Genomic DNA, 26,117 nt, shown 5'->3' on the forward strand with positions numbered 1-26,117 from the left:
TCTCCTACGGCACCGCCACCAGACGCAACAAGGCATCAATGAAATCATCGCTGCTCACTCCTTCCGCTTCCGCCTCAAAGCTGAGCAAAATACGATGCCTGAGCACGTCATGAGCAATCACATGAATATCTTCAGGTGTCACAAAATCACGACCGGCCAGCCAGGCATGTGCCTTGGAACAGCGATCCAGCGCAATCGTCGCACGCGGGCTGGCTCCGAAACGCAGCCAGCGGGTTAGTTCGTCGCTGTATGCCGCCGGGTTACGGGTTGCGACCACGAGTTGCACCAGATAATTTTCCAGGGCACTGCTGGTGTGTACCTTTAAAACCTGTTTCCGTGCTTCAAACAAGGCAGACTGGGATAGCGCCTTGATTTTTTCACCGGTTCCGCCCTGCAATCCCATCGCCTCATTGCGTGATAAAGACAGGATATCATGTTCAACGGCGGCTTCCGGATAACTGATTTTCACATACATCAAAAACCGATCAAGCTGTGCCTCGGGCAAGGGGTAGGTTCCTTCCTGTTCAATCGGATTTTGCGTCGCCATAACCAGAAACAACTCGGGCAACGGGTAGGTTTTACCGCCAATAGTGACTTGCCGCTCAGCCATAGCCTCCAATAGCGCGGACTGCACTTTCGCTGGAGCCCGATTGATTTCATCGGCAAGAATCAGATGATGAAAAATAGGTCCGGGTTGAAAGACAAAGGAGCCGTCCTCCGGATGAAAGACATCGGTGCCCGTTAAATCACCAGGCAGCAAATCCGGTGTAAATTGAATACGGTGAAAACTGCCTTCAATCAGCGTTGACAGCTCCTTGACAGCCCGGGTTTTAGCCAGACCTGGCGCCCCTTCCACCAGAAGGTGGCCATCGGCGAGCAAGGCGATTAACAATCGCGACACCAACCCCTTCTGACCGAGGATACGTCCATTCAGATGTGAACTTAACCGCAACATTTGCTGTTGCACCGTCTCTGTTGAACTAACGTCAAGCTGCTCCATTCATCCTACCCTGTGCAAAAAATCTAATCGTATCTTGAAACGAGCCTCATGCCAAGTTATCAGGCATGATTCAGCATTTTGAATTGCGCATCCAGCTGACCATGTGCGGACTCAATATTTATATAATTATTGCCGGCCAGATAATAAGACAGGGAACCATCATTCTGCGCATGATCCGCTTGTAAAACGACATTGTATTTCAGTTTTTTCAACCGCAGGTATTCCTGATAACGGGTAACAAAATAAAAATTGCGCGTATTGGTGCCCGGAGGGTGATGCCATGCTTTCGCATCCCGGGCCAACGGGTGTCCGGGGAAATAATCGGTCATGGAATACCCTTTGTTATTATGAACCGCAATCACCTTGCCGGGGGGGATCAAACGAATAATTCCCTGAGCCAGACGTTTAACCTCCCGATGCGCGGCTCCGGAATACGGGCCGTATTGCCGTAGCGTTTTTTTAATACCCTGATCGGTAAAAATGCGATTGGGATCAAACTGGTACGTCACCTTGTTTATCCGAAACACAATATTGCGCTGTCCGCTGTGTCGCAAGGTAATGAGAGTGCCGCCTTGCTGTGCGATAAAACGTTCCGCCGCTTTGAGCGCCGTCCTTTCATTCTCATGCAAATGAACAAAGGTGTTGCCCGATTCACCTTCCCTGACGATTTGTACCGGTGTGTCACCCAGTTTAATCGTATGTATTTCCGAGCGAATTTCAGCATAAAGCAGGCTGCTTATAAAAAACAAACAAAGGTAAAGCAGATATTTCATCGTATCGTTACTGGTTTAAAAAAGGCGAATTTTACCTCTTTTTGTAAAAAATTGCACCGTTTTAGAAAAAATGCCCTCTGTACATGACAGATTTTTTTGTCATGTACAGAGAAAAATGTCATGCCCCCTGGTACAAAACGCCCGGCATCAGTCTGTATTGGTCACACTGATTTGACCGGGCTTGCCATAGGCCTGAACATTAGGGTTATACATGGATTGAGCCAATACGGGTGGCACTGTGTAATCACCGCTGTTGGTGGCTTTGATACGATAAACTATTTCCGAAGCCGCCGCGCCCACGCCCATAAAAAACACCACCCGATCTTCACGGATGTCCACGTAATCGAATTTGCTTGTATCGACGGAATCGGCAACCACTTCAAATCCACCGGGCAACAGATCCACAACGGCCACATTACTGAAATACTGATCCTGCATGGCACGGATCTGAATATGAACCTCAATGTCTTTTCCGAGTTCGGCTTTTGTGATCACATCTCCCTCGGCATTACGATATTCGCGATACACTTCCAGACCTTGTTGCAGACTGGCGGCTGGCGGCTGCGCGTCAAAACCGGCCTGGATCAACTGATAGAAATAATCCTGCCCCTTCGGACCGTTGAACACAACATTTTTGGCGTTACCGTCTATCGTGACGGATTGATAGGCCGCCGGATTGGGGGTTAGGTATCGGGGTTTGTCATTAGCCAGAATTTCAGTAATCGTCAATCCGTTTTCCTGCGATGGTTCCACCGACAGACTATAAGCGTTCAAAGCCATACTGGTGTAACCGGCCAATACCGTATTCATCTCACCGGAATTGATAGCATTCACCAGCGGCATGACATAATCCTTGCCCACTTGTGCCAGATGATTGGGAAAATGGCGCGCGATTAAATACAGATATTGCGCATCGGCAATGTTCTTATTGTAAAAATCGGAGACGCCTGCGTTGGCTGATGATTTATATTGTTCAATCAACCGGGATGCTTCCTCTTCGCTTTTCAATAACTGATAGGAAGCCGCCACATAAGCACCGGTAATATCTTCCTGCCATAATTTATCCTGTTCCTTATCCAGATAAAGCTGCAGATTGGTCAGATAATTCGTAGTCACCATTTCATTGCGTGTCAGAACATAAATGGCGTAAGCCTGTAATCTGGCATGTTCAAGATTGCGAGGATTTTGTCCTGCAAACTCTTTCAGATAACCGATCCCGGCATAAAACAGATCGCCTGGAACAGTCACTCCCTGCGCTTTCGCTTCCGTTAAAAACTGCATCGCATAGACCGTGGCAAAATCATTGCTCCGATTCGCCCCAAGTCCCGGCCAGTAACTGAAGCCGCCGCTGCTCATCTGTCTTTGGCCCAGCATTTGTATGGCCAACGCCAGTTTTTCCCTGATCTCTGCCTCGTCCTGATGAAACCAGGGTTGACCCGCCATCGCGAGTAAAAGCAAAGCCCTGCTTGTCAGCTGTTCCGTACAACCATAGGGGAAATTATCCAGATACCGCTGTAAACCGCTGACCAGAATAAGCGGGCTGTTTGCAGCATTTGCTTCCACGGTGCGGTATTGTGGATACAATTTACGATCTACCGCGAGCGTTTTCTGATGATCACTCTTACCGCTTTTCAAGGTGGTCAGGAAAGGGGTTGCCGGTCTTACGCTCAAAGTCGCTTCCATTTTACCGGATTTATCGCCGGCTTTGGCCACCAGCGTGATGGTTGCCGAACCCGGTTGCGATCTGGCACGCAGAGTATAACGCACCGTCTTTTCCTTGCCTTCGCCAATAGTCAGGGATTGACTGGCGTCACTGATTAGCTCCAGCTCCGGAGACGTTAATAACTGTACATCAATCTCGGCAACATCACCCGAGTTCTCGAGATTATTGGCGATACTGGCCGTCACTTCAAATTCATCACCCGGTGCTACAAAGGTGGGAACGTTGGGGTTAATGACAAAATGGCCGCGTATTTGTGACTGTACGGAGGCCGATCCTATTGCATCAAAAGCCGCCGCCACCGCCATGACCGTTAACGTACCATTAAAATAATCCGGCACCTGATAACGCAACTGCCGCGGAGTCGCGTCGCTTTCGAGAACGCCTGACCAATAGGCCACCGGCAAATCGGTCTTGCGCTTGAAGGGATTGAGATGTCTGGCCAGCATAGCTTCCCCTTCATCACCACCTACAGCGGACAGTTCACGATCCCTTAAATATTTCGGTAAAATCTGATCCACTGTTTGCTGGGTCAGAACCTCCAGAGCTCTTTTCTGAAAAAAGAACGCCAGCGGATCCGGTGTTTGATATCCGGCAACCTGCAAAATGCCTTCGTCCACGGCAAAGACAATAATTTTTGCCGGCTTGTCGGTTTTATACACCATCGTCAACGCCTCGCCCGGACGTGCCCGTTTCGCCGTTTTCAATTCAATGGCAATCGCATGATCCTCATGGCTGACCGTGAATGGCACCACACTAAAACTTAAGGGGCTGATGAATATTTCCGGGGAATCCCAGTTACGCACAAAAGCGATGTTGACATAACCATTGCCCTGAAAATCAGCCGGGATCCGGATGGTTTGTACCGAGCTTGTGGTATCCGCCCTGAACCATTGCGAGGCGTAAACCTTGTCCCGTTCAATAGTGATTAATCCGGCTCCGGTATAAGGCGCGGTAACATGCAACGCGATATCCTCGCCGGCCCGATATTCCGTTTTATCAAGCTTGACGGTCAATTCCGCATTTTTGGGCAACGGTAACTGGCTGGCGCCAACCACACTGAATCTTGCCTGACTTAGTCTGGTATTTTTATCATCCACCACACTGAGAGAAAAATCACCGATCTCATCAGTCGGCAGAGAATAGTTTGTTCCTTGTCCACCAATGGAAAACGGCTGGCTACGAATTAGAGTGGATTTGATGACCGATTGATACTGATAGGTTCCATCCGGGTTTTTAACCAGTGTGGTTACCGGATGCAAGGCATGCAACTGAATTTTTAAATCGCGAACCGCCTGCTGATTCAACTGGGAATTCACCGCGATATAGTGAATGGAGCGCGCGCTTCCCTGATTGATGTAGCGCAATTCACCGTCCGGCTTATAGCCAATCAGATAAGGCAGGGGACTAACCAAGGCGGTCAATTGCGTGGTCACGCTGCGACCGCCTTCCGCTTCAAACCCTTCCGCGAAAAACGTCAGCTTATACGTGGCTTTTTGGAAACGATTAAGGCCCAGATCAAAATCTGCCTGCCCTTCGTCATTGGTTTTAGCCTCGGCCAAATTATCGGTGAAGACTTTAGCCGGTTTATGGTCATCGACCAACGGATCGACAAAACGGTAATCCGGATATTCGTCAAACGCCACATCCTGCGGCGCCAGAAGCAAATTGGCGCTAACCCGCCGGTTCGCCGCCGGCGCGCCGTAGAGGTTCCACAAATTAACACGGGCTTGCAACGCGTCGGGAGAAAGCCAGCCTTTCGTCTTTTTTTGCGAGAATTCCGCGGCAATACGCATGCGATCCGGTTGAAATTCAGCGACACGCAGGGTTGTGGAGCCCAGCAGACTGTCCGCCTGATTATCTTTTACAAGATAGAGGTTTACAAAATATTGGCCGGTTGGGGACGTCGCCGTGGTCGGGATATTAAAACTCATATAGCCCGAAGCATTGAGGGTAAATTTCTGATCAAGAATGGTCGTGCCGCGCGGATCACTCACCGTCATTTCCAGGGGCAGTCCGGCCGGCTGCGGCTGCGCAAACGTCTGCTTTACAATCAAGCCGACATGCGCTTCATCGCCAGGCCGGTAAATGCCGCGATCGGAAAATAAAAAAGCGCTCAAACGATGTTGTTCCTGATTGCCGCTATACAACCCGCCCACGTCGTATCGTGAATAGTTCAGCTGGCGTCCATAATTACTGTAGGGAATAAACGACACGTCCCCGGCAAAGTTAGCCAGATAAACCACCGGCTCGCGTTCGTCGGTAAAATCCTGCAGGGGCGGGAAACTGACACGCCCTTCCTGATCGGTAAAGCGGGTCAGCAGCGGTAAACCGTTTTTACCCAGCACACGCACCATGGCATTGGCAACGGGAAGTCCGGTGGTAATGGATTGCACAAACACATCGTGGGACTTGTCGCTGTTGTCTTTCACGATCAAAGCCATATCCGTAATTAAAATCAAACGGCCGGCTTTGACATCAAGCGCCACGTTGTTTTCCACATCCCAGCCTGTCGCTTGCAAGAGGAATAATCCTCTGGGGCCTTTGCTGTTGAGATCATGCGCAACGTAGCGGCCCAGATCGAGAGCGGAGTATTGTTGACGGCTCAAATCGGAATTATCAAAAGATTGCGTCTCTGAAAAAATCCGGCTGATGTTTTGCTGGTTAAAGCTGGTATGAAGGAAATAGGGGTTATTGAAATCACCTTCGCTTTGGGTGACCAGCTGGTTGATGTTATCCGGCAGTACCCGGGCAATATCAAATTTGACGGCGGGCAATCCCCGTACGGCTACCGATAATTTTTTCTCCCCGGTCAAGGCCAGCAGGGCGCCTTTATGAAGAAAATTGATTTCTCTCGGAAACTCGGGAACCGCAATGACAGCGGCGTAATCCTGGCTTAACACGAAATCCCCGAAACTTTTTACCCCTTTATCCAGCTTAAGATAAATATAACGGGGTGTCCTGGCCTTGAATTTATAACTGTGCAGGGTTGCGTAATTACGATCCGCGGGGATGGCTGATTTTGTCAAGGGTGTTGAAAGCGCAAGGATCCCCGCGGTGATTTCACCGGGATTTTGCCATTGGTAATGTTTGATTTCCCGCTCGTTTTTCGTTGCGGGATAATTTTCAGGCAGCAAATAAACGTGCAGGTGTTTATTCAATTGCGCTTGCATGACGCCCAGCGACGTTTCCAGCGTCAGAACCTGCTCCGGCTGATCCCTGTCATTACGGACGATGGATGCTCCGGTCTGTAAGACCTTAAAATAACTGCCCTGATCGGGGATCAGCAGGTTTTTGCTGACCGTATCAAGCGTTTCGGCCGTACCGGACGCCGATTTCACATCCTTCGGAACGGTAAGCAGCACATAACGGGAAACCTCAGGGATCTGCAAATTTTCGGAACGAAGGTAGGCAACACGTTTATGCTTGTCATAAGTGACTTTGAATTGATAAGGCGGGGCATCTGAATCAAGTTTCCCTTGTTGCAAGGCTTGCAGCTTGAGATTTGTCTTGCTTTCGAAGCTTGTCGTATCCACGGGAAAATTAAACTCAACCGTAGCTACAGCCTGTCTGTTTTTAGGATTAACCGTATCCTGATACAAGGTGAACTTACTGATGGCCGCCTTGAACGGCCGGGTAGAAAAGGTATAGCTCAGGCTCGCTATTTTGCTGCTGTCGGCAAAGGCTTTCACACCAAAGTTGATCTCATACCTCTGGCCGGGCGGCCAATCCCGGGCGGGCGTAAAGATCAACCGGCTGTCGCTTTCCCATCGCCATTGCCCGGCAATGGCCGGTTTTATCTCGATATTGTCCGTCACCACCTTGCCAACCTCATTAAGGGGCGCGACGGACGACGGCGTAAATTGCCGCTTGTCGCCCGCCAGTCCGAAATCAATGACCAGAGGCTCGGCAACCAGTTCATCCTGGTTGGGTGTGATTTGGGGTTCGGCAATTTTTGCGGTGATCAGCAAGGGTTGCGGTAAATTTTTATACCAGACGTATCCAAGAACAAGACCAAGCAGCACGACGCCTAAACCCGCGGCGGCTCCCAGGAATTGTTTCGGATTCTTGCGCGCTTTTTTTCGCAAAAACTTGAACCACGGAGGGCTTTTCCATTGTACCCGGCCTGTCAGCGGCGCTAAAAAAGAGCCGATTGCCGCCAATAACCAAGAGATCCTGTTTTTTTTCATAGTCTATCCGCAATGAGGTATAGTACCGTTTCCATTTAATATTTGACCGGATGCCATTAATGAACCTGAATGGAAAGGGTACGAGATTCCATGAAATTGACATTCAGACTAACTAGAATAATCGTTGTTGTGCTGTTTGTCAGTGCGTTGGCGTTTTATTTTTTCATTCCCAAACCACCGTTATTGAACGGCATCAGTTATTCCACCGGGGTTTTTGATGAACAGCGCCGATTGTTGCGTCTTACCTTGAGTCATGACGATCAATACCGTCTTTACACGCCGCTCGATAATATGGCTTTGCAACTGGTGGAAGCCACCCTGCTGCAGGAAGATCAATATTTTTACCGCCATCCCGGCGTAAACCCTGTCGCCATGCTGAAAGCCGCCTGGCAAACGTTTGTCCTCCGATCACGCCGCATCGGGGCATCCACCATTACCATGCAGGTGGCCCGTATGCGCTTTAAAATTCATTCCAGAACCCTGACCGGCAAGGTAGCGCAAATACTGCGGGCTTTGCAGCTTGAGAGACACTACAGCAAGAAAGAACTGTTGGAAGCCTATTTAAATCTCGCGCCCTACGGCCATAACATTGAAGGAATCGGCGCCGCGAGCCTGGTCTATTTTAATAAACCCGCGGAAAAACTGACTTTGCCCGAAGCGCTGGCGCTTGCTGTCATCCCCCAAAATCCCGGACGGCGAACGCCGGACAATCATCAACTGCAACCCATTCGCGACAAACTGTTTCAACGATGGCTGCGTATTCATCCGGACGATGAAAATCAGCAAGCCGCCATGAACCTGCCTTTGGCCATGCGGTCTATGCGGCAATTGCCTTTTAAAGCGCCGCATTTCGTCAACGACGTACTCAGCCGCCATCCTGATCAAAAAACCATACTGACCACCCTCGACGGTCGTCTGCAACGCCTGGTGGAACGTGTTTCCCGACGATATCTGGCCAGAACCGCCTCCCTGGGCGCAAACAACGCCGCCATCATGCTGGTTGATACCCGGACCATGGGTATCAAAGCCTTAACCGGCTCGGCCAGTTTCTTCAATACGGCCATCGACGGCCAAATCAACGGCACCGACATCAAACGTTCCCCCGGCTCGACTTTAAAACCATTTATCTATGCTCTGGCTCTGGATCAGGGGCTGATTCATCCGGCAACCGTTTTAAAAGACGTTCCGCACCGTTTTGGCAGTTACAATCCGGAAAATTTTGATTACGACTTTATGGGTCCTGTCAAGGCAAAAGACGCCCTGATCCTGAGCCGCAATATTCCGGCCGTTGATCTGGCCAACCAGCTCACCAACCCCACGTTGTATGAATTCCTTGAAGACGCCCGGGTCAGTTCGTTAAAACCCGCTTCCTATTATGGCCTGGCCTTGAGTCTGGGCGGCGCCGAATTGAGTATGAAAGAATTGACAACCCTGTACGCCACCCTGGTCAACGACGGTGTCTGGCATGAGTTGCGGTTGACGCAGGATGCAAAACGCGACGCCGGAAAACGTCTGTTAAGTCCGGAAGCCAGTTTTCTGGTTCTGGATATGCTTAAGGATACCCCGGGATTACAACCGGGGATCCAACGGCACGCCCTGCCTGTTGCCTGGAAAACCGGGACCTCGTCCGGTTATCGCGACGCCTGGTCGGCAGGCGCATTCGGCCCTTACGTCCTGGCCGTATGGATAGGCCATTTCAATAATCAGGGAAATCCCGCTTTTGTCGGTAAAAACATTGCCGCCCCGTTATTTTTTGAGATTGTGGAAGCGATGAACCATGAACTTGGCCCCATCCCGAGACTGGAAAAATACCCGCAAACCATGAATCTGACTCAAGTCCGTGTCTGCAAGGCTTCTGGCATGTTACCGACACGTTTTTGTCAGGATACCGAACTGACCTGGTTCATTCCCGGTAAATCGCCCATAACAACGGACACCATTTACCGGGAAGTGGCCATAGACAGCACCACCGGCCTGCGCACCTGCCATATTAATGAACAGTCGCGTTTTGAGATTTTTGAATTCTGGCCGTCCGATTTACTGGCCACTTTCCGGCAAGCCGGTATTCAGCGCCGCTCGCCCCCTCCCTACGAACCCGGATGCGGGCGCATCGCCATGACCGGGCTGATACCGCAAATCACCTCGCCGCATCATGAATTACAATACATCGTACGCGCCCATGCGCTGCAAAAGACCCGCATCCCGCTGACGGCGGTTGCGGACGCTGATGTCTCGCATCTTTACTGGTTCATTAATGGTCGTTATCTGGCCAAAACCCGCCGCGACCAACCGTACTGGTGGAAGGCGAAACCCGGACATTACATCGTACGTGTCGTGGATGAGCATGGATTAGCCAATACCCGGGAGATCATCGTTTCCGTGGCGGACTAGGTTCTGGGGTACGGCAAAACCTAGTACCACTTCCATTTAGTTTTGACAGGTTGGCTTGCACAGAGTGTTTGTCTTTTTGTCATCCCCGCGAAGGCGGGGATCCATACTGAATCAAGCACTGAGCCACATCAGGAATGGTTTCCCGCCTTCGCGGGAATGACAGTTAACTTGTCAAAACTAAATGGAAACAGTACTAGCCCTTCCCCGAGACATAAGGCCATTAAAGCCAGAAAGAAATAGCCGCTGCTGGAATAAAAAAGCAACGAATCTGAAAAACCGCCAATGACAAACGGTACCAGTAACGCCACGGCGATGGGTTTCATATCGCGTAAACGCCGGCTGGCGAGATAAAGCGTGGCCAGCAGAACCAGATAGGCGACGACGCCGACAAGCCCGTATTCCGCCGCAATCAGCCAATACTGGTTATGCGGTTCGTTAAGTCGTTTGCCCCAGGCAGGCACCGGCTGGCGTTGCTCAAAATAATAGGCGAAACTGCCAGTGCCATGGCCAATCACCGGACTTTCCCGAAACAGTTGCCAGGAAAACTGCTGAAACTGCAAACGAAAGCCCACCGACGTGCTTTTGTCACCTTGCTGAAAATGCTGCAGATTATCCACAATGCCATACAAACCCTGCTGCATACGCGGACTATAGTGCATCGCCAAAGTCAGCGCCAGCCCGGCGGCAAGCAACCCCGCAACCAGTTGTTTCCTGTTTAAGACGTGTACCATGAGCAGGAAAAGCAGGAGAAAATAAACAATGTATCCGGTTCTGCCGAGACTCAGGAAGAGAATCTGATAACTGAACAACAGAAACATTGCGAGATAGGCCATGCGCCATCGCGGCCGCGTTATGGCATAATACCCGGCGAGGTAGCTGGCAAACGCCATCATATGGCCGGTCATAATGTAATTACGGAATACGTAACCCGGGATATCGTTATGCAGTGATCCAAGGCTAATGGTTTTGGCCACCGCCACCAGACAGGTCAGCAACATGGCACCCAGAAAGGCGTGCAAGCCCCAGTGCCTCGTGCGCGGATGAACAAATCCCAGGGTTAATACAGGCAGCCAGAGCAATTTGCTGTATTTTTTGATGACCAGAAATTCTCCGGACCAGCTTGCCGGACTCCACAAACACCCCATGATCACCAGCAATAAGAAACCGGCCAGGGCCATCACCCAGGGTTGTTTCAGCAAGTAACGAAATGAATCCACGGGCCATTTGCTCGCCAGCAACAGCACTACGGCAACCACAAAGGTAATACTCTGAGCCGTATTGCTTAAGGGAATGGCAAATAAAAATGCGCTTAACGCCAGTGCCAGCACGGTTTCATTTTGAATCCGGCGATGTTTCAGCCAGGTTCCTTCGGCAAGATTGATCCACATGACGCTCTCTGTATAAATCGATAATTCCGGTGAAAAGCATTGTACTGCACCGCTCCAGGAATGGCATCTTTTTTAGAGGGTGTTTTTTCCATGCCGGACAAACGCAGCGTGAACCCGCAATAGCCCGCAGGCCTCCTTACGGGCTACAAAATAGTTTAAATTCAAAAAATAAGCTGAAAACTGGATAATTGCCAATCTTGCACTATTCTTTATCAGGAAGACTGAAAAAAAGGAGACCCTAAAATGAACGAACCCGAAGCACGCCCGCAAGAACAGGACGATACGATTCGAGCATTGGAGCCGCAGGAAAAAACCCATACCCGTCAACCGGACTTTCATGGCGACATTGATTTTGACGAAGAAGAATTCATTTGTATACGCTCAACGAATTAATCATTCCGTTTTCCCGGCTACAAGCGTTAAGCCTGTAAAACAAGAATTTATCGTTATAAAACCGGTTAACCTTGATACACTGGTTTCAAGGTTAGGCCAGGTTAAACCCGATTACAAACCAGTGCCTGCCATAAAACAAAACGACCTCCAATGAAAACGAGCAACACCACTAATATTTGACAAGAAACCCTATTTTCTGTATTATATTTGCTCTTTTTGTATTTTTTAAGTTGTAATAAAATGTTAGTTTATTTTGAAGGTATAGAGTATAAAGGCAAACCGTTGGTCTGGGAACTTCATAAAAACAAGGCAACCTGCCTGTTTCAAGTTGCAGGCAGCGACGAAAAGCTTGATCCTGAAGCAGTATTGGAAAGTTTAACTGGACAGGCTTTACCGGGCGTCAGGATACGAATCAAAAAAAATTCCGCCACCATTCGCCATGCCTCAAAATACTCCCCAGTTCTTATCGAAGACCATCCTGAAGTCAAGAATACATTATCACTATCGAAAAGCAGTCAGGAGTTATCTTCCGTTGAACCCCGTACAAGTTCTTCAAAACTGCAAACTCTGAAACGCACCTTAAGCAACAGTAGTTTCAGCCTGTTTAAGGATAATAAGGATAAGATTACATCTTCGCCCAGAAGTCCCCGATCCACAGAAAAAACACAATCGGGATCCGCCACAACATTGCCTGATTCCGATTCCGAAGGCGCCTCCGACCGTGATGAAAAAGAGATTTCCGTGCGCTCCTTGCTCGATAAATATAAAGAATACGAAGAAGGAAAAATCAAGAAAAGAAGAGCGTATTCATCCGTGGCGCTGCTAGACTTGTTTGACGAGGGAATGGATGCCACGAAATGGCGAGACACCATTGCTGTTCGCGACAAGTTTTCGGAAGTATCCGGTAACGATTTGAAACGCCTCGGTGCCACCGTGCATACGCACAATTCTTTATTGAAGGTGCTGCAACTGGAAATTGGCCAAACCTACTATCCGTTGAGAAACGAGTTGCTCGACCAGGTTGAGGCATTGCTAACCGGGATTTTAAATCCAATCTATCAGGAATGGATTGAACATCACCCCATTGAGCAGCGCCCATATTTTTATTCCTATATGCAAAAAGCCGTACAGGAAATCATGGTAGCCAATCCCGAATTGTCACGCCTCCCTACGGAGTATGAGCAACTTTCCGAAGAAGCTTATAAGAAACAATTCGACAATAATGACGCACGATTTGAATTTATGAACCATAAAGCCCTGCTTCTGCGCGCGGAAGGAAAGATGCCGCTATTCATGGCATTGACTCATCCGGACTATCCCGTGCATGCGGGTGTCGCCGACGTACCTGAATCATCAATAAAATATGCGTTGCGTACCTATAAAAACATCTTGCCACTATACAATCATCTGGTATCCCAGTCTTTTATCAAAGAGAGTTACCGTGACCGGTTACAAACCATGCACAACTTTGTGACAACAATCAAAATGCTTCTTGAATACGACAAATCCGTACAAGTTCTTTTCAAGAGCCTTGAAAAAGAACCAATGCGTCAACTCTCGTTTAAAGATCTATTAAAGGATAAAACCGTCCATGAACGCGTTAAAGTAAGTACCAACCTCATTGACAGACACCTGACAGGGCTGCTCGTACATTCCTTTAAAGAAAATCTGGCGGCAGAAGGACCGGAGCTCAGTGCCGACATTCAACGCCGACTCCGAACCTTTCATGAAACCATGACCCAAATTATGCACGCCGACAGGAACGCCGAGATACAAAGAAACCACTTGCAGGGCAGACTCGAACAGAAAGTACCGGTTATTCATGATTATCATTCCTTCCGTCACTTCATCGAAACCATCCTTACCGGGGAGGGTGCCTCCGATAAAAAATCCAGACGGCATGGCCAGTTAGCGGCTCTGGTAGAAACCATCACCACCGCCACCATCAAAGCCATTGCCATTTCTTACAAGGATTCCAGGGAAAAATCCAATGTAGAGCGCATACGAAACACGGATACGGATTTTTATCTAAGTACGGAATGGGAAGGAAAGATTCGCAATACACTCGATGAACTGGAAAGGAAGCGCTCTTCCCTGACCCAATTGAGAGAGCAACCGGACAAGGAAAAAATTGTCAACCCTGTTGTGGCTGAAATCGCCGGGGAAATAGCAAAATTTGTCATCGAGGCTTCCGAAGAACACGATGCAAAACTGAACCTTGAAAAAGAAAGGCAAGCCGCTTTAGCTAAAGAGAAAGAACGAAGCATTGATGAAGGCCGCTCCGATGCTCCAGGGCCGTCTTCGTCCTCCGGCATGGGCATGTAATTACGATACAGTTGTCTAACGGCGGCCGATATCTTGTATCTGCCGCCGTTTTTTCTGGTCACTTACGTCTGATAATCAAGCTGCAATTCCAGAGGCACCACCTCCTGCAGGCGCGCGTAAAGATCGATAATTTCCGTGCAAAACACCTGCTGTTCCTGCCTGTTTTCCCACAAATTGTATTCAATCCCCTTGCGGAAAGCGATCTGACGCGACAGCGTTTTCAACAACTGGCGATCCAGGCTTGAAAAACCGAGATCCGCGTTTAACTCCACCAGTTCCTGCAGGTTTTTATGTTGTTTCACCGGCCGGTGATCGTGCAGCAGAAAGGCCTTGAACATCAATTCAAACGCGGTATACATCAGTGACGCAACAGGGGCCAGCGCGTCACTGATCCCGTAACGGTCTATCTCCACTTCCGCGTCGTTATTGAGCAAATGCTGAGCACAATAGGCATGCTGGGCGGCGATTTTTAACATATCGATCGGGGAGTAATAATGTTTATCCATAGTACATTCCATAAGCAAGAAAATAATGTTGTCAGGAATCAGAGTCCAATGACGCCTGACAACCATGCGCACATGATAATAGATGTGTATAATGCAAACAACGTTGATTTTCACTCCCATGATCCGGCCGCATGCGATCTTTTCTAAACAACCCGCTTGCCATAGGTTCGCTGTCCTTACCGAACCGTCTCATTCAAGGCCCGCTGGCAGGCTTCAGTTGCGCCCCGTTCAGGCAATTATTCCATCGTTTCACCCCACCGGCCTATTGCGTATCCGAAATGATATCCGCTTACGATCTGGTACATAAACACACGGCGATGTCCCGCTACCTGTATCGCGCTCCGGAAGAAACCATCCTGGGTTACCAGATTTCCGGCAACGATCCGAAAGTGATGGCCGACGCGGCTGTGAGGCTTGAAAACTTGTCCGCCGATCTGATCGATATTAATTGCGGCTGTCCCAAACCCAAAATTCGCAAAAAAGGAGCCGGGAGCGCCTTGCTGGAGCAACCGCAGTTATTGTACGCCATCGTTGACGCCATACGTCAACGAGTGCGTTGTCCCCTGACGGTAAAAATCCGTCTGCAAGGTCGTGAGGAAGATATCCGGCTTGCCCAAATAATTGAACAGGCGGGCGCCGATGCCCTGATTGTTCATGGACGGCGCTGGGTTGATGATTACGATACGCCCTGTGACTTGAAACAAATAGCGCGTATCAGACAGGCTACGTCACTGCCGCTCATCGTCAACGGTGACTTGCAGGACATCACCGACCTGCAGACCGCGTGGCGTGAGACAGGCTGTGACGCGTTTATGATTGCCAGAGCCGGAACGGGAAAGCCCTGGCTGTATCAGGAACTGTTACATCTTTCGCCGGCACCGGTGACGCCGCACCTCCAGAAACAGCTTTTTTTGCAGCATCTGCACGGACTGGCAGCACTGGAGAACGAGCATCGGGCGGTGCTGCAAAGCAAATCACTGGTTCGTTATTACTTCAGAGAACAACGGCAATCCGCCTTCCTCTCCCATTTCTATACACTAAAAAGTCTGCGGGGCATTGAGCAGGCGCTTGGCATGACGAGAGATGACGGAATACGTATTTGAATCACCAACGCTTCAGCAGACACTGCGCCCCCCGTCCACATTCAAAATCTGACCGGTAATAAAAGGATTGTCGATCAACGCCAGTACCGCCTGGGCGATGTAATCCGGTTGCCCGTGACTCTTTAAAGGCGTGCCGGCAATAATGTGCTCGCGAATGTCCTGGTTTAAGGCATTCTCATGCTCCGGCCAGAGGATAGCTCCCGGGGCAACCGCGTTCACCCGTACGGTGGGGGCCAATTCCCGGGCCAGCGCCCTGGTCTGCATAGCCAGTGCCGCCTTGGTCTGGCAGTAGGACGCATACCCTTTCAGAGGCTTTACCGCATGAATATCGGTGATATTAACGATACAGCCTCTTTGTTGACTCAAAAATGGAAACGCGGCCATGCTCAGTGCAAGCGGCGCCAAAACGTTCACGGCAAACAGTTCCTGATGATCCCGGGCATCCCACTGGTGAAGCTCGGTTCGCCTAAACAACGACGCGTTATTCACCAGCAGATCCAGGCGGCCGGTCCGGTTTATCACGTCATGAATCAACCGCTCCCCGACATCAGGCTGATTCAGATCCTGTCGGATAACCAGGGCGCTGTCGGCCCGTAGGTCATTTAACAATTGTGCCAGCTTGTCCGCCTGAGTGTGCGAGTGGTGACAATGAATCACAACCTTGTAACCACTTTTATGCAATATCTGCACAATAGCCGCGCCTATCCGTCTTGCCGATCCCGTGACTAAGGCCACTGGAATTGCTTGTTTATTGTTCTGATTCAAGGTATGTTCCCCGTATTTATCCTATCCAACGCATGAACGCTATGACGTCCTTACAAACACTGCTCAGGCAGCGCCATGAAATCCCTTTTGCAGAATTCATGCAACACGCCTTGTACGCCCCTGACGGTGGTTATTATACTTCGGGACTGCAGAAATTCGGCCCCGAGGGGGATTTTATCACAGCCCCGGAATTAACACCGCTTTTCGGCCAGACCCTGGCGCAACAATGCCTGCAACTGTTCACGACCATCAATGACCCTGTTGTGTTTGAATTTGGTGCCGGTTCCGGCCGCCTGTGTGTGGATTTGCTCGCTCAACTGGAGCGCCTGCAATCCCTGCCGACACACTATGATATCCTGGAGGTCAGCGGCCATCTTCGTCATCGTCAACAGGCACTGGTCGAGCAGGAAATTCCTCATCTGGCTAACCGGGTACGCTGGCTGGATCGCTGGCCAAAAAAACCGTTTTGCGGCGTGATGATCGCCAACGAAATCCTGGACGCCATGCCGGTACACCGTTTTATGCAGACAACATCCGGACTCTGCGAGAGCATGGTGACGTTAAATTCCGCGGGGGAATTACAGGAGCGGTTTAAACCGTGTACCAATCAGCGCCTGCTGGATTACATACAAAGGAACCTGCCGTCCCTGCCGCCGTCCTACCAGTCGGAAGTCAATCTGTTTATTGACGACTGGCTTCAGGAGTGCGGTCAAATACTGGCGCAAGGTGCCATGCTGATTTTCGATTATGGTTTCCCACGCCATGAATACTATCATCCTGACAGGCATCAAGGCACCTTGATGTGCCATTATCATCACCAGGCCCATAGCAATCCTTTGGTGCATATCGGCGAACAGGATATCACCGCCCACGTCGATTTTACCCACGTTGCCGAAGCGGGGCATGCCGCCGGCTTTCATGTAAGCGGCTATACCAATCAAGCCTCTTTTTTGCTGGCGAACGGTTTGCTAAGCTTACTGGAAGCAATTGAGGACAAACGTACGCTGTTTCGCGCCCAACAGGCCGTCAAACGATTGATCCAGCCCGATGAAATGGGCGAACTCTTCAAGGTTATAGCCCTGACCAAACAGATAGACGTTCCTCTGCAAGGTTTTCAATGGCATGATAAACGAGCGAGTTTATGACTATGAGCAGATATTTAACAACCGTGGAATTACAAAAAGAATCGATGAAATTTTCCGCGGGCCACACCACCCTGTTTTCCGCAACCGAGCGCGAACCTCTGCACGGCCATATGTATACCGTCTATCTGGCATTGACGACCTGGGTGGAAGAAAACGGCATGACGTTTGATTACCGTTACTACAAGGATCGGATCCATCAGTTATGCCGGCATCTCAATCAAACGTTTTTGATGCCAAAATTTTCGCCTTTCCTTACGTTTGCCGAAGACGACACGTATTATTATTTTACGTTCAACCATAAAAAAATTCCTTTTCTTAAAGAAGACGTGACCATCATGCCCCTCACCAATATTACGGTTGAGGAACTGTCGCGCTGGTTTGTGGAAGAATTAATCAAGGATCGCGAGGAATTAATACGACACCGCATTGAAAAAATTGTCATTAAAGTGTTTTCCGCCCCGGGGCAATCAGCCAGCCATCAATGGCTGCGCCCGCAAGAAAGCGGACAGGAGTAATGTACGATTTTCCCTGCCGGCGTCATTACCGGAACATCCGGCTATGAATAAGATCGTTAGAGTATGCCTGCCAAACACCAGCCGCGACTATTTTGATTATCTGGCCAATGATGGCACACTTCCGGCCATAGGGGCGCGAGTCGCTGTGCCGTTTCGCCATAAAACACGAATCGGCGTGGTCATAGCCATTGATGAGCAAAAAGGCAGCGACCGCGCGCTAAAAACCATTCTCACGATCCTTGATGAACAGCCCCTGTTAAGTCCATCCATTCTGCAATTAGGTCATTGGGTGAGCCGTTATTATCAGTCACCGCTTTCGGAAGTGATGTCTCTGATGCTGCCCAAAAAATATCGTCTCGGGGAAGCGGCACAGCTACCTTACTGCGATTATTATCAACTGGCCATGCCAGCCGATACCGCCCACACCTTGCTTTCAAGGCAAGCCGGCAAACAACACGCGTTGATCGACGTTCTCAATCAATCGTCCGGGGCTGTAACCAGAAAAGAGCTGACTCAGGCGGGATTCAGCGCCGCACAGATGAACGCGTTACTGAAACTGGGCGTAATAACCCATTTCCGGCAGGCGGATATTCCGCGACACCATCGGCCATCCCGGGAACAACCGCTGTTGTTACACGAGGAGCAGGCGAGTGCCGTTGCAACCATTCTCGGGCATGGCGCCGCGTATCATTGTTTTTTATTACAAGGCGTGACCGGCAGCGGTAAAACCGAAGTGTACCTGCAGGTTATCGCCGGTGTTTTGGCTAGAGAGCGGCAAGTCCTGATTCTGGTTCCCGAGATTGGCTTGACGCCTCAGCTTCTGGCTCGTTTTCAGGCACGATTTGATCAGCCTATGGTCGTTATTCATTCCGGCTTGAATGAGCGGGAAAGGCAACAGGCCTGGCATCTGGCGCAAGCCGGTCGCGTGAAACTGGTGATCGGAACACGGGCCGCCGTGTTTACCCCCATGCCAGCGCTGGGTCTGATTGTTGTTGATGAGGAACACGACGCCTCCTTGAAACAAGCCGAGGGCGTTCGTTATTCCGCGCGTGATACCGCATTGATGCGCGCGCATCAGAGCGATATTCCTATCATCCTTGGTTCGGCAACCCCAAGCCTTGAAAGTCTGCAAAACTGCCGACAGGGAAAATATACCCTGTTACGTCTGCGCCAGAAAGCGATAAACCAGAATCCGCTTCATATCCAGATTGCGGACATGCGCAACGTCTTGCTTCAGCATGGCCTGGCACCGGTCACCCTGCAAGCCATCGCAACGCATCTGCAAAACCATAATCAGGTTCTGGTCTTTATTAACCGCCGCGGTTTCGCGCCGGTATTATTATGCCATCAATGCGGCTGGATGGTGGATTGCCGCGCCTGCGACAGCCACATGACCTATCATCGCCGCAGTCAGCGCGTTATTTGCCATCATTGCGGCCTGAGCACCCCGGTACCAGCCCTGTGCCAACACTGCCAAAGCACGGAATTAATTCCCATAGGAGCCGGCACGCAACGTCTGCACGACTATCTTTCCGAGCAGTTTCCGGAAACCCGGGTACTTCGTGTCGACAGGGATGAAGTGCGTGGGAAGCATGAACTTGACGCTCGTCTGGAACAGATCCACCGGGGCGAGGCGCAATTAATCGTGGGCACACAAATGCTCGCGAAAGGCCATCATTTCCCCAGACTGACTCTGGTAGTGGTTGTCGATGCCGACGCCGGCTTTTACAATCAGGATTTCCGCGCCCTCGAACGTCTCGGCCAGTTATTAACCCAGGTTGCAGGACGGGCGGGGCGGGCCGACAAGGACGGCCAGGTCATTATCCAAACCCATCTCCCGCAACATCCGCTGCTCAATCTGCTGGTGCAGGAAGGTTACGACGCGTTTGCCAGCGCGCTGCTTGACATGCGGCAACAAGCCGCCTTACCGCCTTATCACTACCTCGCGGTCATTCGCGCCCAGGATAAAAAAGCGCAGTCTTTGCTGCAATTTCTCCACGCCATCAAGGATCACCTGCGCAACCAGCCGGTTCAGGTGCTTGGGCCCGCTCCGGCGCCGCTGGCGCGCAAGGCTCATCAGCATCGCATGCAATTGCTGCTGAAATCGCCGTCGCGTACAACGCTACAGGGAACATTGACTGGATTACGAGAGTGGTTAACAATAAATAAATTAACCCGCAACGTCCGCTGGAACGTGGACGTTGATCCCATGGATCTGTCATGACTGAAAAAAAAATCACGATTCACCAGAAAACCTTTGCAATTGAATGGGGTGATATGGACGCGCTTGGGCATGTCAATAACACGCGTTACTTTGATTATTTTCAACAGGCCCGGATCGAATGGCTGGAAAACCTCCATCTGGACATGAAGCAACCCGCAGGACCTGTAGTCATTCACGTGGGATGCACGTTTTTAAAACCGGTGGTTTATCCGGCTACCCTGACCATAAAAAGCAGCGCCCACAGCCTGGGACGCTCCAGTTTTATCATCGATTACGACTTGTATCAGAGCGAGCAGTTGGTGGCGCAAGGCACCTCAAAAATCGTCTGGGTGGATTACCGCAAAAATCAATCCGTACCGGTGCCTGATACCATTCGCAAGTTGTTTGAGTAATCCCAGGCTCTGTGAATCAATTTTTTCGCAAAACGAAAATGTGGATAATGGCGCCAATTAGCCGCATTTGCAGCTGGGAAAATTTTGGTGCACAGAGCCTATAATAAAAGCAGCGTCTTTTCATCCGGCTGCCCATCGTCTGGTTCTTCCCCATGGAAGGGATAACGTTCATCAAGCACCCTATGGGTGAAAATAGCCTGGTAGAACGCCGTTGTACCGCCGTCCCGACCACGCCGCGGATGATCGATAGCCTCTTTGGCTATCTCGACAAGATCACGGTACAGTTGTCTGGTTTCCTCTTCTGTTGCTCGCGAGTTCCCTTGCCATAGGTTGATCCGCTCAAGCATCTCATATACCCGGTGAGGCAACCGCCTGCCTTCATGCTCTACACCGCCGCTGAAAAACCAAACACCACCTACTTTCCATTTGGTATGCAGAATATGGGCCTGGATATTGCTTATCGTGTCCGCCAGAGAATCGGTATCCGGTTGCCAGTCCAGCGTCTCTTCATCCGCTGTTAATTGTTCGTTAAAGGCGGCGACCAGCGCCTTGTCCTTGATTAAATCATAGCGTTCACCACGCATAAATTGCTCATCCGTGATGTCCGGCAATAGCTGCTCGTAATGAAACAAAGGAATAATTTGATAACCCTGCTCAAGGAACTGTTCGTATTGTCGGGACGACAAGGTGGTTTCAGCCGCACTGTTGATGATGGCCCACATGGTTTTAATTTCAGGAGCTATTTTATACTCCGCCAGCCTGGCTTTTCCCTGCTTTTGATAATATTGATTAAACCGCTCTTCCTCATGCCGGGCCAGGTAAGCGCGCATGACTTGCGCTAATAAACGATTTCCCGCCCGCACAGGATTATTACGATCCACAGAAAACTCCAGTTTTGCCAGAACTTCAATAATGGCCAGAACCTCTCTATCACCGCCCTGGTCTACTATTTTCCGGGCCAACGCCTGTTTTTCCTCTCCTGAAACAGCAGACGTTTGCTTATACTGCTCCCTTGTTAATCCAACATGCAGTAAAAAACGATGAGGCGTAACAGAACTTAAAAGCGATTCGATAATAGCGCCGGGCATAGGTGTTTCCTTCAGGATAAGGATTGCTGAAAATAAATTGTACGCAGAAATTATTAAGTCAATATTAAGGTGTGTTTTTCCTGCTATAGTTAACAGGAAACAGGAGAGAATATGTGCCGTCTGGTTGCCTATCTTGGCGATAAAGTCCTGCTGGAAGAAGTGTTAGTCAAGCCGGCCAATTCCATCATTATGCAAAGTCTGCACGCGCGTGAAACCGATGTTCCGACTAATGGCGACGGTTTTGGCCTCGGCTGGTATGCCCATCATATCAGTAAGGAACCCGCCTTGTTCAAATCCATTTCTCCGGCCTGGAATGACCAGAATTTATTGCATTTGACCGCTAAAGTGGAATCCACCTGCTTTTTTGCCCATGTACGAGCCGCCAGCGAAGGCGGGGTGACCCATTATAATTGTCATCCTTTTATTCATCGTGAATGGATGTTAATCCATAATGGCGGGATTGCCGATTTCATGCCGGTTAAAAGACACTTAAGGCATTTGCTGGATGATGACATTTACAACTGGATCAAAGGGGAAACGGATTCGGAACATTTTTTTGCCTTGTTTCTGCAACTCGCCAAAGAGAAAGACTTGTCTCAGCTATCCGTCGCCGCCGATGTATTCCAGGCCACCATTGAAAAAGTCAACGCCCTGGTAGCACAATTTGGCACACAGGATGATTCCTATTTTAATATCTGCATTACTGACGGGCGTCGCCTGCTGGCCACCCGTTATTGTTCCGGTAAAAAAACATCGCCGGATTCGCTGCATTATTTTTCCGGCCACTGCTTTACACCGAATCCCCTGCGAAACGACATAAAGGAAAACCATTCGGAAAGTCATCACGCGGTGTTAATCGCCTCTGAAAAATTGACGCGATTGGATGCTCAATGGGAGGATGTGCCAGTCAATCATATGCTGCTTGTTGATGATGACAGACGGATCCAGCTTCGACCGCTGTAATAAACAGGCATCAAAGATGTAGCGCTTCGGCGCTCTTGCTGACGGTACTGACCGGTTTTGTCTGGTAAGACAACAAACGCAATTGCATCAGGGATTGGCGAATGCGCTCCTGAGCCACTATTTTGGGCCAGCATAACATATCATTGAAGGGTTTTTTATGTAATTTATAAATTCTTGCAAACGCATGCCGCATGCCTTCGGAATCCGACCAGGCAATCATGGGCAAAGACGGATTGTTTTGCCAGATCAAATCTGCCAGGGCCGGGCCATTACAGTGCAAACCATCACTCGCGCCCAAATCACCATCCATAATAATCAGAGACGGCAACTCCTGGGCAATAGCGCTCAAGGCACTTATACTGTCGCCAACCGTCGTTACCTGCACATGAGGGTGCACCTCCTGTAACAAACGAGTCAGGCAAAACGCATTGAATGTATTGTCCTCGACAATTAATACACGCATGAAAGCTCCCTTTGACTATTGAAAATAGTATAACGGGGAAACCTTAAGAAAAACTTAAGACTCATCATCAATTATTTGCACAAAATTTATCCTATGTTTACTATTGTTATTGCGCTTTGGATATAAGACAACAGGCCACAATCGTTTATAGAATCAAAACGTCTGGTTTGATGTTCTTTATGGGGGTTTGTGACAATTGTTTCACGAGATTGCAAGTGCGGCCGTATTGCGGGTTTTATGACCAAATCTCGTACTCAGAGCAGGTGGGTACCTGTATAAACGTTATCTCCCATTACGGATTCGCCCGCATAGCGGGCTATTGGGTATCATTTACAATGGTTGCACACCCTGACTTCCGGCAACCAGCACTTTATCCGCGGTACGTTTGGCGAACAGGCCGCTTTCCACAACACCGGGGATCAATTTGATGGCTTCCTCAAGGGCAATGGGCGTTGTTATTTCCAAATTAAAGACATCCAGAATGATGTTGCCATTGTCTGTTATAAATCCCTCCCGGTATTCCGGATCACCACCCAGCTTCACGAGCTCACGGGCTACGTAACTTCTTGCAAGAGGCAATACCTCAACGGCGAGAGGAAAATGCCCCAGGCGTTTGACTACCTTCGACTCATCGACGATGCAGAGGAATTGGCTGGCCACAGTCGCGATAATTTTTTCGCGTGTTAACGCACCGCCGCCACCCTTGATCATCTCATGTCGTTCGGTGACCTCGTCTGCGCCATCTACATAAATATTCAAATCACCGGCTGCATTTAAGTCGATCACTGGAATACCCAGTGCCCGCAATCGGGCTTCCGTCGCCCTGGAACTGGCTACACAGGCGTCAATGCGATGCTTGACGGTCGCCAGTTGATCAATAAAAAAATTAACGGTCGAACCTGTTCCGACACCAATAACCGTTTCGTTATCCAGGTATTCCAGCGCCGCGCGGGCGGCTTTCAATTTTAAATCACTCATGGGTTATGTCCGATGGTTGTTATCTTCCGGAGGTATATTCTAACCCACATTCCTACTGACCTACAGACGGAGCCTCTAATGGGACTGCCGGAGTATTCACGGATTTGGTAGCCGGTTTTTTAGCGCTCATCGCATCGGAAGACGACGAGCCGCCCCCGGAACCACTGGCACTACTGTCCGCTGATGATCCAGTTGAAGAATAACCATTCTGGTGTGCGGTATCGTCGGAATAATAATTCATACTTGATGAATGGCTCTCCGACTCGCCCATCAAATCGCGAATGGCATCGCAACCGGCCAGGAGAACGGGCATGGTGACGATCAGAGAAAAGGTTATCAACGAGTTGCTCAACTTGATTTTTTGCATGGTATCATCCTTGGGAATGTTTGATAGAATTACGTTTTTTAATCTTAACGGCGGCACCCTGTAAAATAAAGCCTGGCCATCCGCTGATTTTTAAATCATACAACCTTCACGTTCAACAATAAACACCGGGTTTGTAGAAATGAAAACCGCAACCATTTTTTTGTTTTGCCCGATAGATTTGTCGGGTTGTCCATAGACAACACAACCTAAAAAAAAATGAGTCAAAGTTGAACGGAATCATCAAATTTCCGTTGGGATAAAAAATGATTATGCGTATACTGGCTACCAACTTGTTAGTAAGGACGAACTATGATTTATGATAATATTCTTGCCACCATCGGCCATACGCCGATTGTTAGAATTAACCGCATAAGCGAAGCGCTGTCTTGTGAACTCTATGCCAAATGCGAATTTTTTAATCCCGGCGGTTCTGTAAAGGACCGTATCGGCTATGCGATGGTAAAAAACGCGGAGCGATCCGGACGGATTAAACCAGGCGACACCCTGATTGAACCCACTTCCGGAAATACCGGAATCGGCATCGCTCTGGCCGGGGCAGTCATGGGTTACAAGGTTATCATTACCATGCCCAGTAAAATGAGTCATGAAAAACAGGCGGTTCTTGAACGTCTCGGCGCGACTATTTACCGAACCCGGACGGAAGCCGCATGGAATGATCCGGATAGCCATATTTCCCTGGCGCAAGATCTGCAACGCGATATCCCCGACTCGCACATTCTCGATCAATACGCCAATCCGGACAACCCCAATGCGCATTACCACGGCACCGCCCAGGAAATTATTGATGATTTCGGCAAGGATTTGCATATGATTGTGGCCGGAGTCGGTACGGGAGGTACCATCACAGGGATTGCCAAACGCCTGAAAGAATACAACCCGTCCATTCAAGTCGTCGGCGTGGATCCGGAAGGTTCCATATTGGGAGGCGGCGATGAGATCAAGCCTTATCAGGTGGAAGGGATCGGTTATGACTTCTTTCCGGACGTTTTGAATAACAATTTGATCGACCGCTACATCAAAACCAGCGACGCCGATTCGTTCAACATGGCAAGACGATTGATTCGTGAAGAAGGGCTTTTGGTCGGCGGCTCAAGTGGTGCGGCCATGTGGGGCGCCGTGCAGGCTGCGCAGTCATTGAGCCAGGGCCAGAAATGTCTGGTGATCCTGCCCGATTCCATACGCAACTATATGTCCAAATTTGCCAGTGACGAATGGATGAAAGAAGAAGGGTTTTTATAAAAGAGCCGTAGCCCGCAAGAAGGCCGCAGGCCGTATTGCGGGTTTGATGTCCAAATACCGCATCACAGAGAGAGGCGGGCACCGAAGTAAACGTTATCCCGCATTACGGCTTCGCCTTCATGACGGGCTACAAGAAATTATTAGTTGTTGCGCAACTATAGTTGTCTT

20 protein-coding genes are annotated in these 26,117 nt (G+C 49.7%); 10 read left to right on the top strand and 10 right to left on the bottom strand.

Going from position 1 to position 26,117, the window contains the following annotated elements:
- Window positions 1-4 precede the first annotated feature (4 nt).
- The 3 genes from CKW05_RS14665 to CKW05_RS14675 form a co-directional block, all read right to left on the bottom strand.
- Window positions 5-1,000 (bottom strand): AAA family ATPase, encoded by a 996-nt coding sequence (locus CKW05_RS14665; protein WP_058481975.1) that lies wholly within the window; start codon window positions 998-1,000, stop codon window positions 5-7.
- 59 nt (window positions 1,001-1,059) lie between these two features.
- On the bottom strand, window positions 1,060-1,773 hold the full coding sequence (locus CKW05_RS14670) for a hypothetical protein (protein WP_058481976.1): 714 nt from the start codon (window positions 1,771-1,773) through the stop codon (window positions 1,060-1,062).
- Window positions 1,774-1,920: 147 nt separating this feature from the next.
- Entirely contained in the window at window positions 1,921-7,683 is a 5,763-nt protein-coding gene (locus CKW05_RS14675) for an MG2 domain-containing protein (protein ID WP_058481977.1), read from the bottom strand.
- A gap of 90 nt (window positions 7,684-7,773) precedes the next feature.
- Here CKW05_RS14675 and pbpC point away from each other — a divergent pair, with 90 nt between their 5' ends.
- Window positions 7,774-10,074 (top strand): penicillin-binding protein 1C, encoded by a 2,301-nt coding sequence (gene pbpC / locus CKW05_RS14680; RefSeq protein ID WP_058482070.1) that lies wholly within the window; start codon window positions 7,774-7,776, stop codon window positions 10,072-10,074.
- Between the two features lie 128 nt (window positions 10,075-10,202).
- Here pbpC and CKW05_RS14685 read toward each other — a convergent pair whose 3' ends face one another.
- Window positions 10,203-11,462, bottom strand: a complete 1,260-nt coding sequence (locus tag CKW05_RS14685; RefSeq protein ID WP_058481978.1) for an O-antigen ligase family protein — start codon at window positions 11,460-11,462, stop codon at window positions 10,203-10,205.
- A 243-nt stretch (window positions 11,463-11,705) separates the two neighbouring features.
- Here CKW05_RS14685 and CKW05_RS15400 point away from each other — a divergent pair, with 243 nt between their 5' ends.
- Both CKW05_RS15400 and CKW05_RS14690 read left to right on the top strand, forming a co-directional pair.
- Window positions 11,706-11,855 (top strand): hypothetical protein, encoded by a 150-nt coding sequence (locus CKW05_RS15400; protein ID WP_156413328.1) that lies wholly within the window; start codon window positions 11,706-11,708, stop codon window positions 11,853-11,855.
- Between the two features lie 240 nt (window positions 11,856-12,095).
- Window positions 12,096-14,180, top strand: coding sequence for a hypothetical protein (locus CKW05_RS14690; RefSeq protein WP_058481979.1), 2,085 nt, complete (start codon window positions 12,096-12,098; stop codon window positions 14,178-14,180).
- Window positions 14,181-14,242: 62 nt separating this feature from the next.
- Here the strand turns inward: CKW05_RS14690 and CKW05_RS14695 are convergent, their stop codons facing one another.
- Entirely contained in the window at window positions 14,243-14,686 is a 444-nt protein-coding gene (locus CKW05_RS14695) for a hypothetical protein (RefSeq protein WP_058482071.1), read from the bottom strand.
- A gap of 131 nt (window positions 14,687-14,817) precedes the next feature.
- On the opposite strand from CKW05_RS14695, the gene CKW05_RS14700 reads away from it, so the two are divergent.
- Entirely contained in the window at window positions 14,818-15,789 is a 972-nt protein-coding gene (locus CKW05_RS14700; protein WP_058481980.1) for a tRNA dihydrouridine synthase, read from the top strand.
- A gap of 12 nt (window positions 15,790-15,801) precedes the next feature.
- Here the strand turns inward: CKW05_RS14700 and CKW05_RS14705 are convergent, their stop codons facing one another.
- The gene (locus CKW05_RS14705) at window positions 15,802-16,554 is read right to left on the bottom strand and encodes a pteridine reductase (protein ID WP_058481981.1); all 753 of its coding nucleotides are present in this window, start codon (window positions 16,552-16,554) and stop codon (window positions 15,802-15,804) included.
- A 32-nt stretch (window positions 16,555-16,586) separates the two neighbouring features.
- On the opposite strand from CKW05_RS14705, the gene CKW05_RS14710 reads away from it, so the two are divergent.
- The 4 genes from CKW05_RS14710 to CKW05_RS14725 are packed head-to-tail and all read left to right on the top strand — an operon-like array spanning window position 16,587 to window position 20,830.
- The gene (locus CKW05_RS14710) at window positions 16,587-17,699 is read left to right on the top strand and encodes a class I SAM-dependent methyltransferase (protein ID WP_058481982.1); all 1,113 of its coding nucleotides are present in this window, start codon (window positions 16,587-16,589) and stop codon (window positions 17,697-17,699) included.
- A 2-nt stretch (window positions 17,700-17,701) separates the two neighbouring features.
- Complete coding sequence (locus CKW05_RS14715) at window positions 17,702-18,214, top strand: 6-pyruvoyl trahydropterin synthase family protein (RefSeq protein ID WP_095140671.1); 513 nt, start codon at window positions 17,702-17,704, stop codon at window positions 18,212-18,214.
- A gap of 43 nt (window positions 18,215-18,257) precedes the next feature.
- A complete protein-coding gene (locus CKW05_RS14720; protein ID WP_058481984.1) occupies window positions 18,258-20,438 on the top strand; it encodes a primosomal protein N' in 2,181 nt (726 codons plus the stop codon).
- Window positions 20,435-20,830 (top strand): acyl-CoA thioesterase, encoded by a 396-nt coding sequence (locus CKW05_RS14725; protein ID WP_058481985.1) that lies wholly within the window; start codon window positions 20,435-20,437, stop codon window positions 20,828-20,830. The genes CKW05_RS14720 and CKW05_RS14725 overlap by 4 nt, the downstream gene beginning before the upstream one ends.
- Before the next feature lie 98 nt (window positions 20,831-20,928).
- On the opposite strand, the gene CKW05_RS14730 is transcribed toward CKW05_RS14725, so the two are convergent.
- Complete coding sequence (locus CKW05_RS14730) at window positions 20,929-21,918, bottom strand: hypothetical protein (RefSeq protein WP_058481986.1); 990 nt, start codon at window positions 21,916-21,918, stop codon at window positions 20,929-20,931.
- A 111-nt stretch (window positions 21,919-22,029) separates the two neighbouring features.
- On the opposite strand from CKW05_RS14730, the gene CKW05_RS14735 reads away from it, so the two are divergent.
- On the top strand, window positions 22,030-22,881 hold the full coding sequence (locus tag CKW05_RS14735) for a class II glutamine amidotransferase (protein WP_058481987.1): 852 nt from the start codon (window positions 22,030-22,032) through the stop codon (window positions 22,879-22,881).
- Between the two features lie 10 nt (window positions 22,882-22,891).
- Here CKW05_RS14735 and CKW05_RS14740 read toward each other — a convergent pair whose 3' ends face one another.
- The 3 genes from CKW05_RS14740 to CKW05_RS14750 all read right to left on the bottom strand — a co-directional run bounded on the left by CKW05_RS14740 (window position 22,892) and on the right by CKW05_RS14750 (window position 24,689).
- Window positions 22,892-23,344: a response regulator gene (locus CKW05_RS14740; protein ID WP_058481988.1), complete on the bottom strand. Its 453-nt coding sequence runs from the start codon at window positions 23,342-23,344 to the stop codon at window positions 22,892-22,894.
- Window positions 23,345-23,674: 330 nt separating this feature from the next.
- The gene (gene rpiA, locus CKW05_RS14745; protein ID WP_058481989.1) at window positions 23,675-24,322 is read right to left on the bottom strand and encodes a ribose-5-phosphate isomerase RpiA; all 648 of its coding nucleotides are present in this window, start codon (window positions 24,320-24,322) and stop codon (window positions 23,675-23,677) included.
- 52 nt (window positions 24,323-24,374) lie between these two features.
- Window positions 24,375-24,689, bottom strand: coding sequence for a hypothetical protein (locus CKW05_RS14750; RefSeq protein WP_058481990.1), 315 nt, complete (start codon window positions 24,687-24,689; stop codon window positions 24,375-24,377).
- 309 nt (window positions 24,690-24,998) lie between these two features.
- Between CKW05_RS14750 and CKW05_RS14755 the strand changes: the two genes are divergently transcribed.
- Window positions 24,999-25,949, top strand: a complete 951-nt coding sequence (locus CKW05_RS14755) for a pyridoxal-phosphate dependent enzyme (RefSeq protein ID WP_058481991.1) — start codon at window positions 24,999-25,001, stop codon at window positions 25,947-25,949.
- The last annotated feature ends 168 nt before the right edge of the window (window positions 25,950-26,117 follow it).

Source organism: Legionella spiritensis (assembly GCF_900186965.1).
GTDB classification, from domain to species: Bacteria; Pseudomonadota; Gammaproteobacteria; order Legionellales; family Legionellaceae; genus Legionella_C; species Legionella_C spiritensis.

Bases quoted from the DNA above. Each gene is read 5' to 3' on its own strand.
- CKW05_RS14735 (WP_058481987.1), top strand. From the start codon at position 22,030: ATGTGCCGTCTGGTTGCCTATCTTGGCGATAAAGTCCTGCTGGAAGAA.
- CKW05_RS14665 (WP_058481975.1), bottom strand. From the start codon at position 1,000: ATGGAGCAGCTTGACGTTAGTTCAACAGAGACGGTGCAACAGCAAATG.
- CKW05_RS14755 (WP_058481991.1), top strand. From the start codon at position 24,999: ATGATTTATGATAATATTCTTGCCACCATCGGCCATACGCCGATTGTT.
- CKW05_RS14685 (WP_058481978.1), bottom strand. From the start codon at position 11,462: ATGTGGATCAATCTTGCCGAAGGAACCTGGCTGAAACATCGCCGGATT.
- CKW05_RS14725 (WP_058481985.1), top strand. From the start codon at position 20,435: ATGACTGAAAAAAAAATCACGATTCACCAGAAAACCTTTGCAATTGAA.
- CKW05_RS14730 (WP_058481986.1), bottom strand. From the start codon at position 21,918: ATGCCCGGCGCTATTATCGAATCGCTTTTAAGTTCTGTTACGCCTCAT.
- CKW05_RS15400 (WP_156413328.1), top strand. From the start codon at position 11,706: ATGAACGAACCCGAAGCACGCCCGCAAGAACAGGACGATACGATTCGA.
- CKW05_RS14690 (WP_058481979.1), top strand. From the start codon at position 12,096: ATGTTAGTTTATTTTGAAGGTATAGAGTATAAAGGCAAACCGTTGGTC.
- CKW05_RS14710 (WP_058481982.1), top strand. From the start codon at position 16,587: ATGAACGCTATGACGTCCTTACAAACACTGCTCAGGCAGCGCCATGAA.
- CKW05_RS14740 (WP_058481988.1), bottom strand. From the start codon at position 23,344: ATGCGTGTATTAATTGTCGAGGACAATACATTCAATGCGTTTTGCCTG.
- CKW05_RS14720 (WP_058481984.1), top strand. From the start codon at position 18,258: ATGAATAAGATCGTTAGAGTATGCCTGCCAAACACCAGCCGCGACTAT.
- rpiA (WP_058481989.1), bottom strand. From the start codon at position 24,322: ATGAGTGATTTAAAATTGAAAGCCGCCCGCGCGGCGCTGGAATACCTG.
- CKW05_RS14700 (WP_058481980.1), top strand. From the start codon at position 14,818: ATGCGATCTTTTCTAAACAACCCGCTTGCCATAGGTTCGCTGTCCTTA.
- CKW05_RS14695 (WP_058482071.1), bottom strand. From the start codon at position 14,686: ATGGATAAACATTATTACTCCCCGATCGATATGTTAAAAATCGCCGCC.
- pbpC (WP_058482070.1), top strand. From the start codon at position 7,774: ATGAAATTGACATTCAGACTAACTAGAATAATCGTTGTTGTGCTGTTT.
- CKW05_RS14670 (WP_058481976.1), bottom strand. From the start codon at position 1,773: ATGAAATATCTGCTTTACCTTTGTTTGTTTTTTATAAGCAGCCTGCTT.
- CKW05_RS14675 (WP_058481977.1), bottom strand. From the start codon at position 7,683: ATGAAAAAAAACAGGATCTCTTGGTTATTGGCGGCAATCGGCTCTTTT.
- CKW05_RS14750 (WP_058481990.1), bottom strand. From the start codon at position 24,689: ATGCAAAAAATCAAGTTGAGCAACTCGTTGATAACCTTTTCTCTGATC.
- CKW05_RS14715 (WP_095140671.1), top strand. From the start codon at position 17,702: ATGAGCAGATATTTAACAACCGTGGAATTACAAAAAGAATCGATGAAA.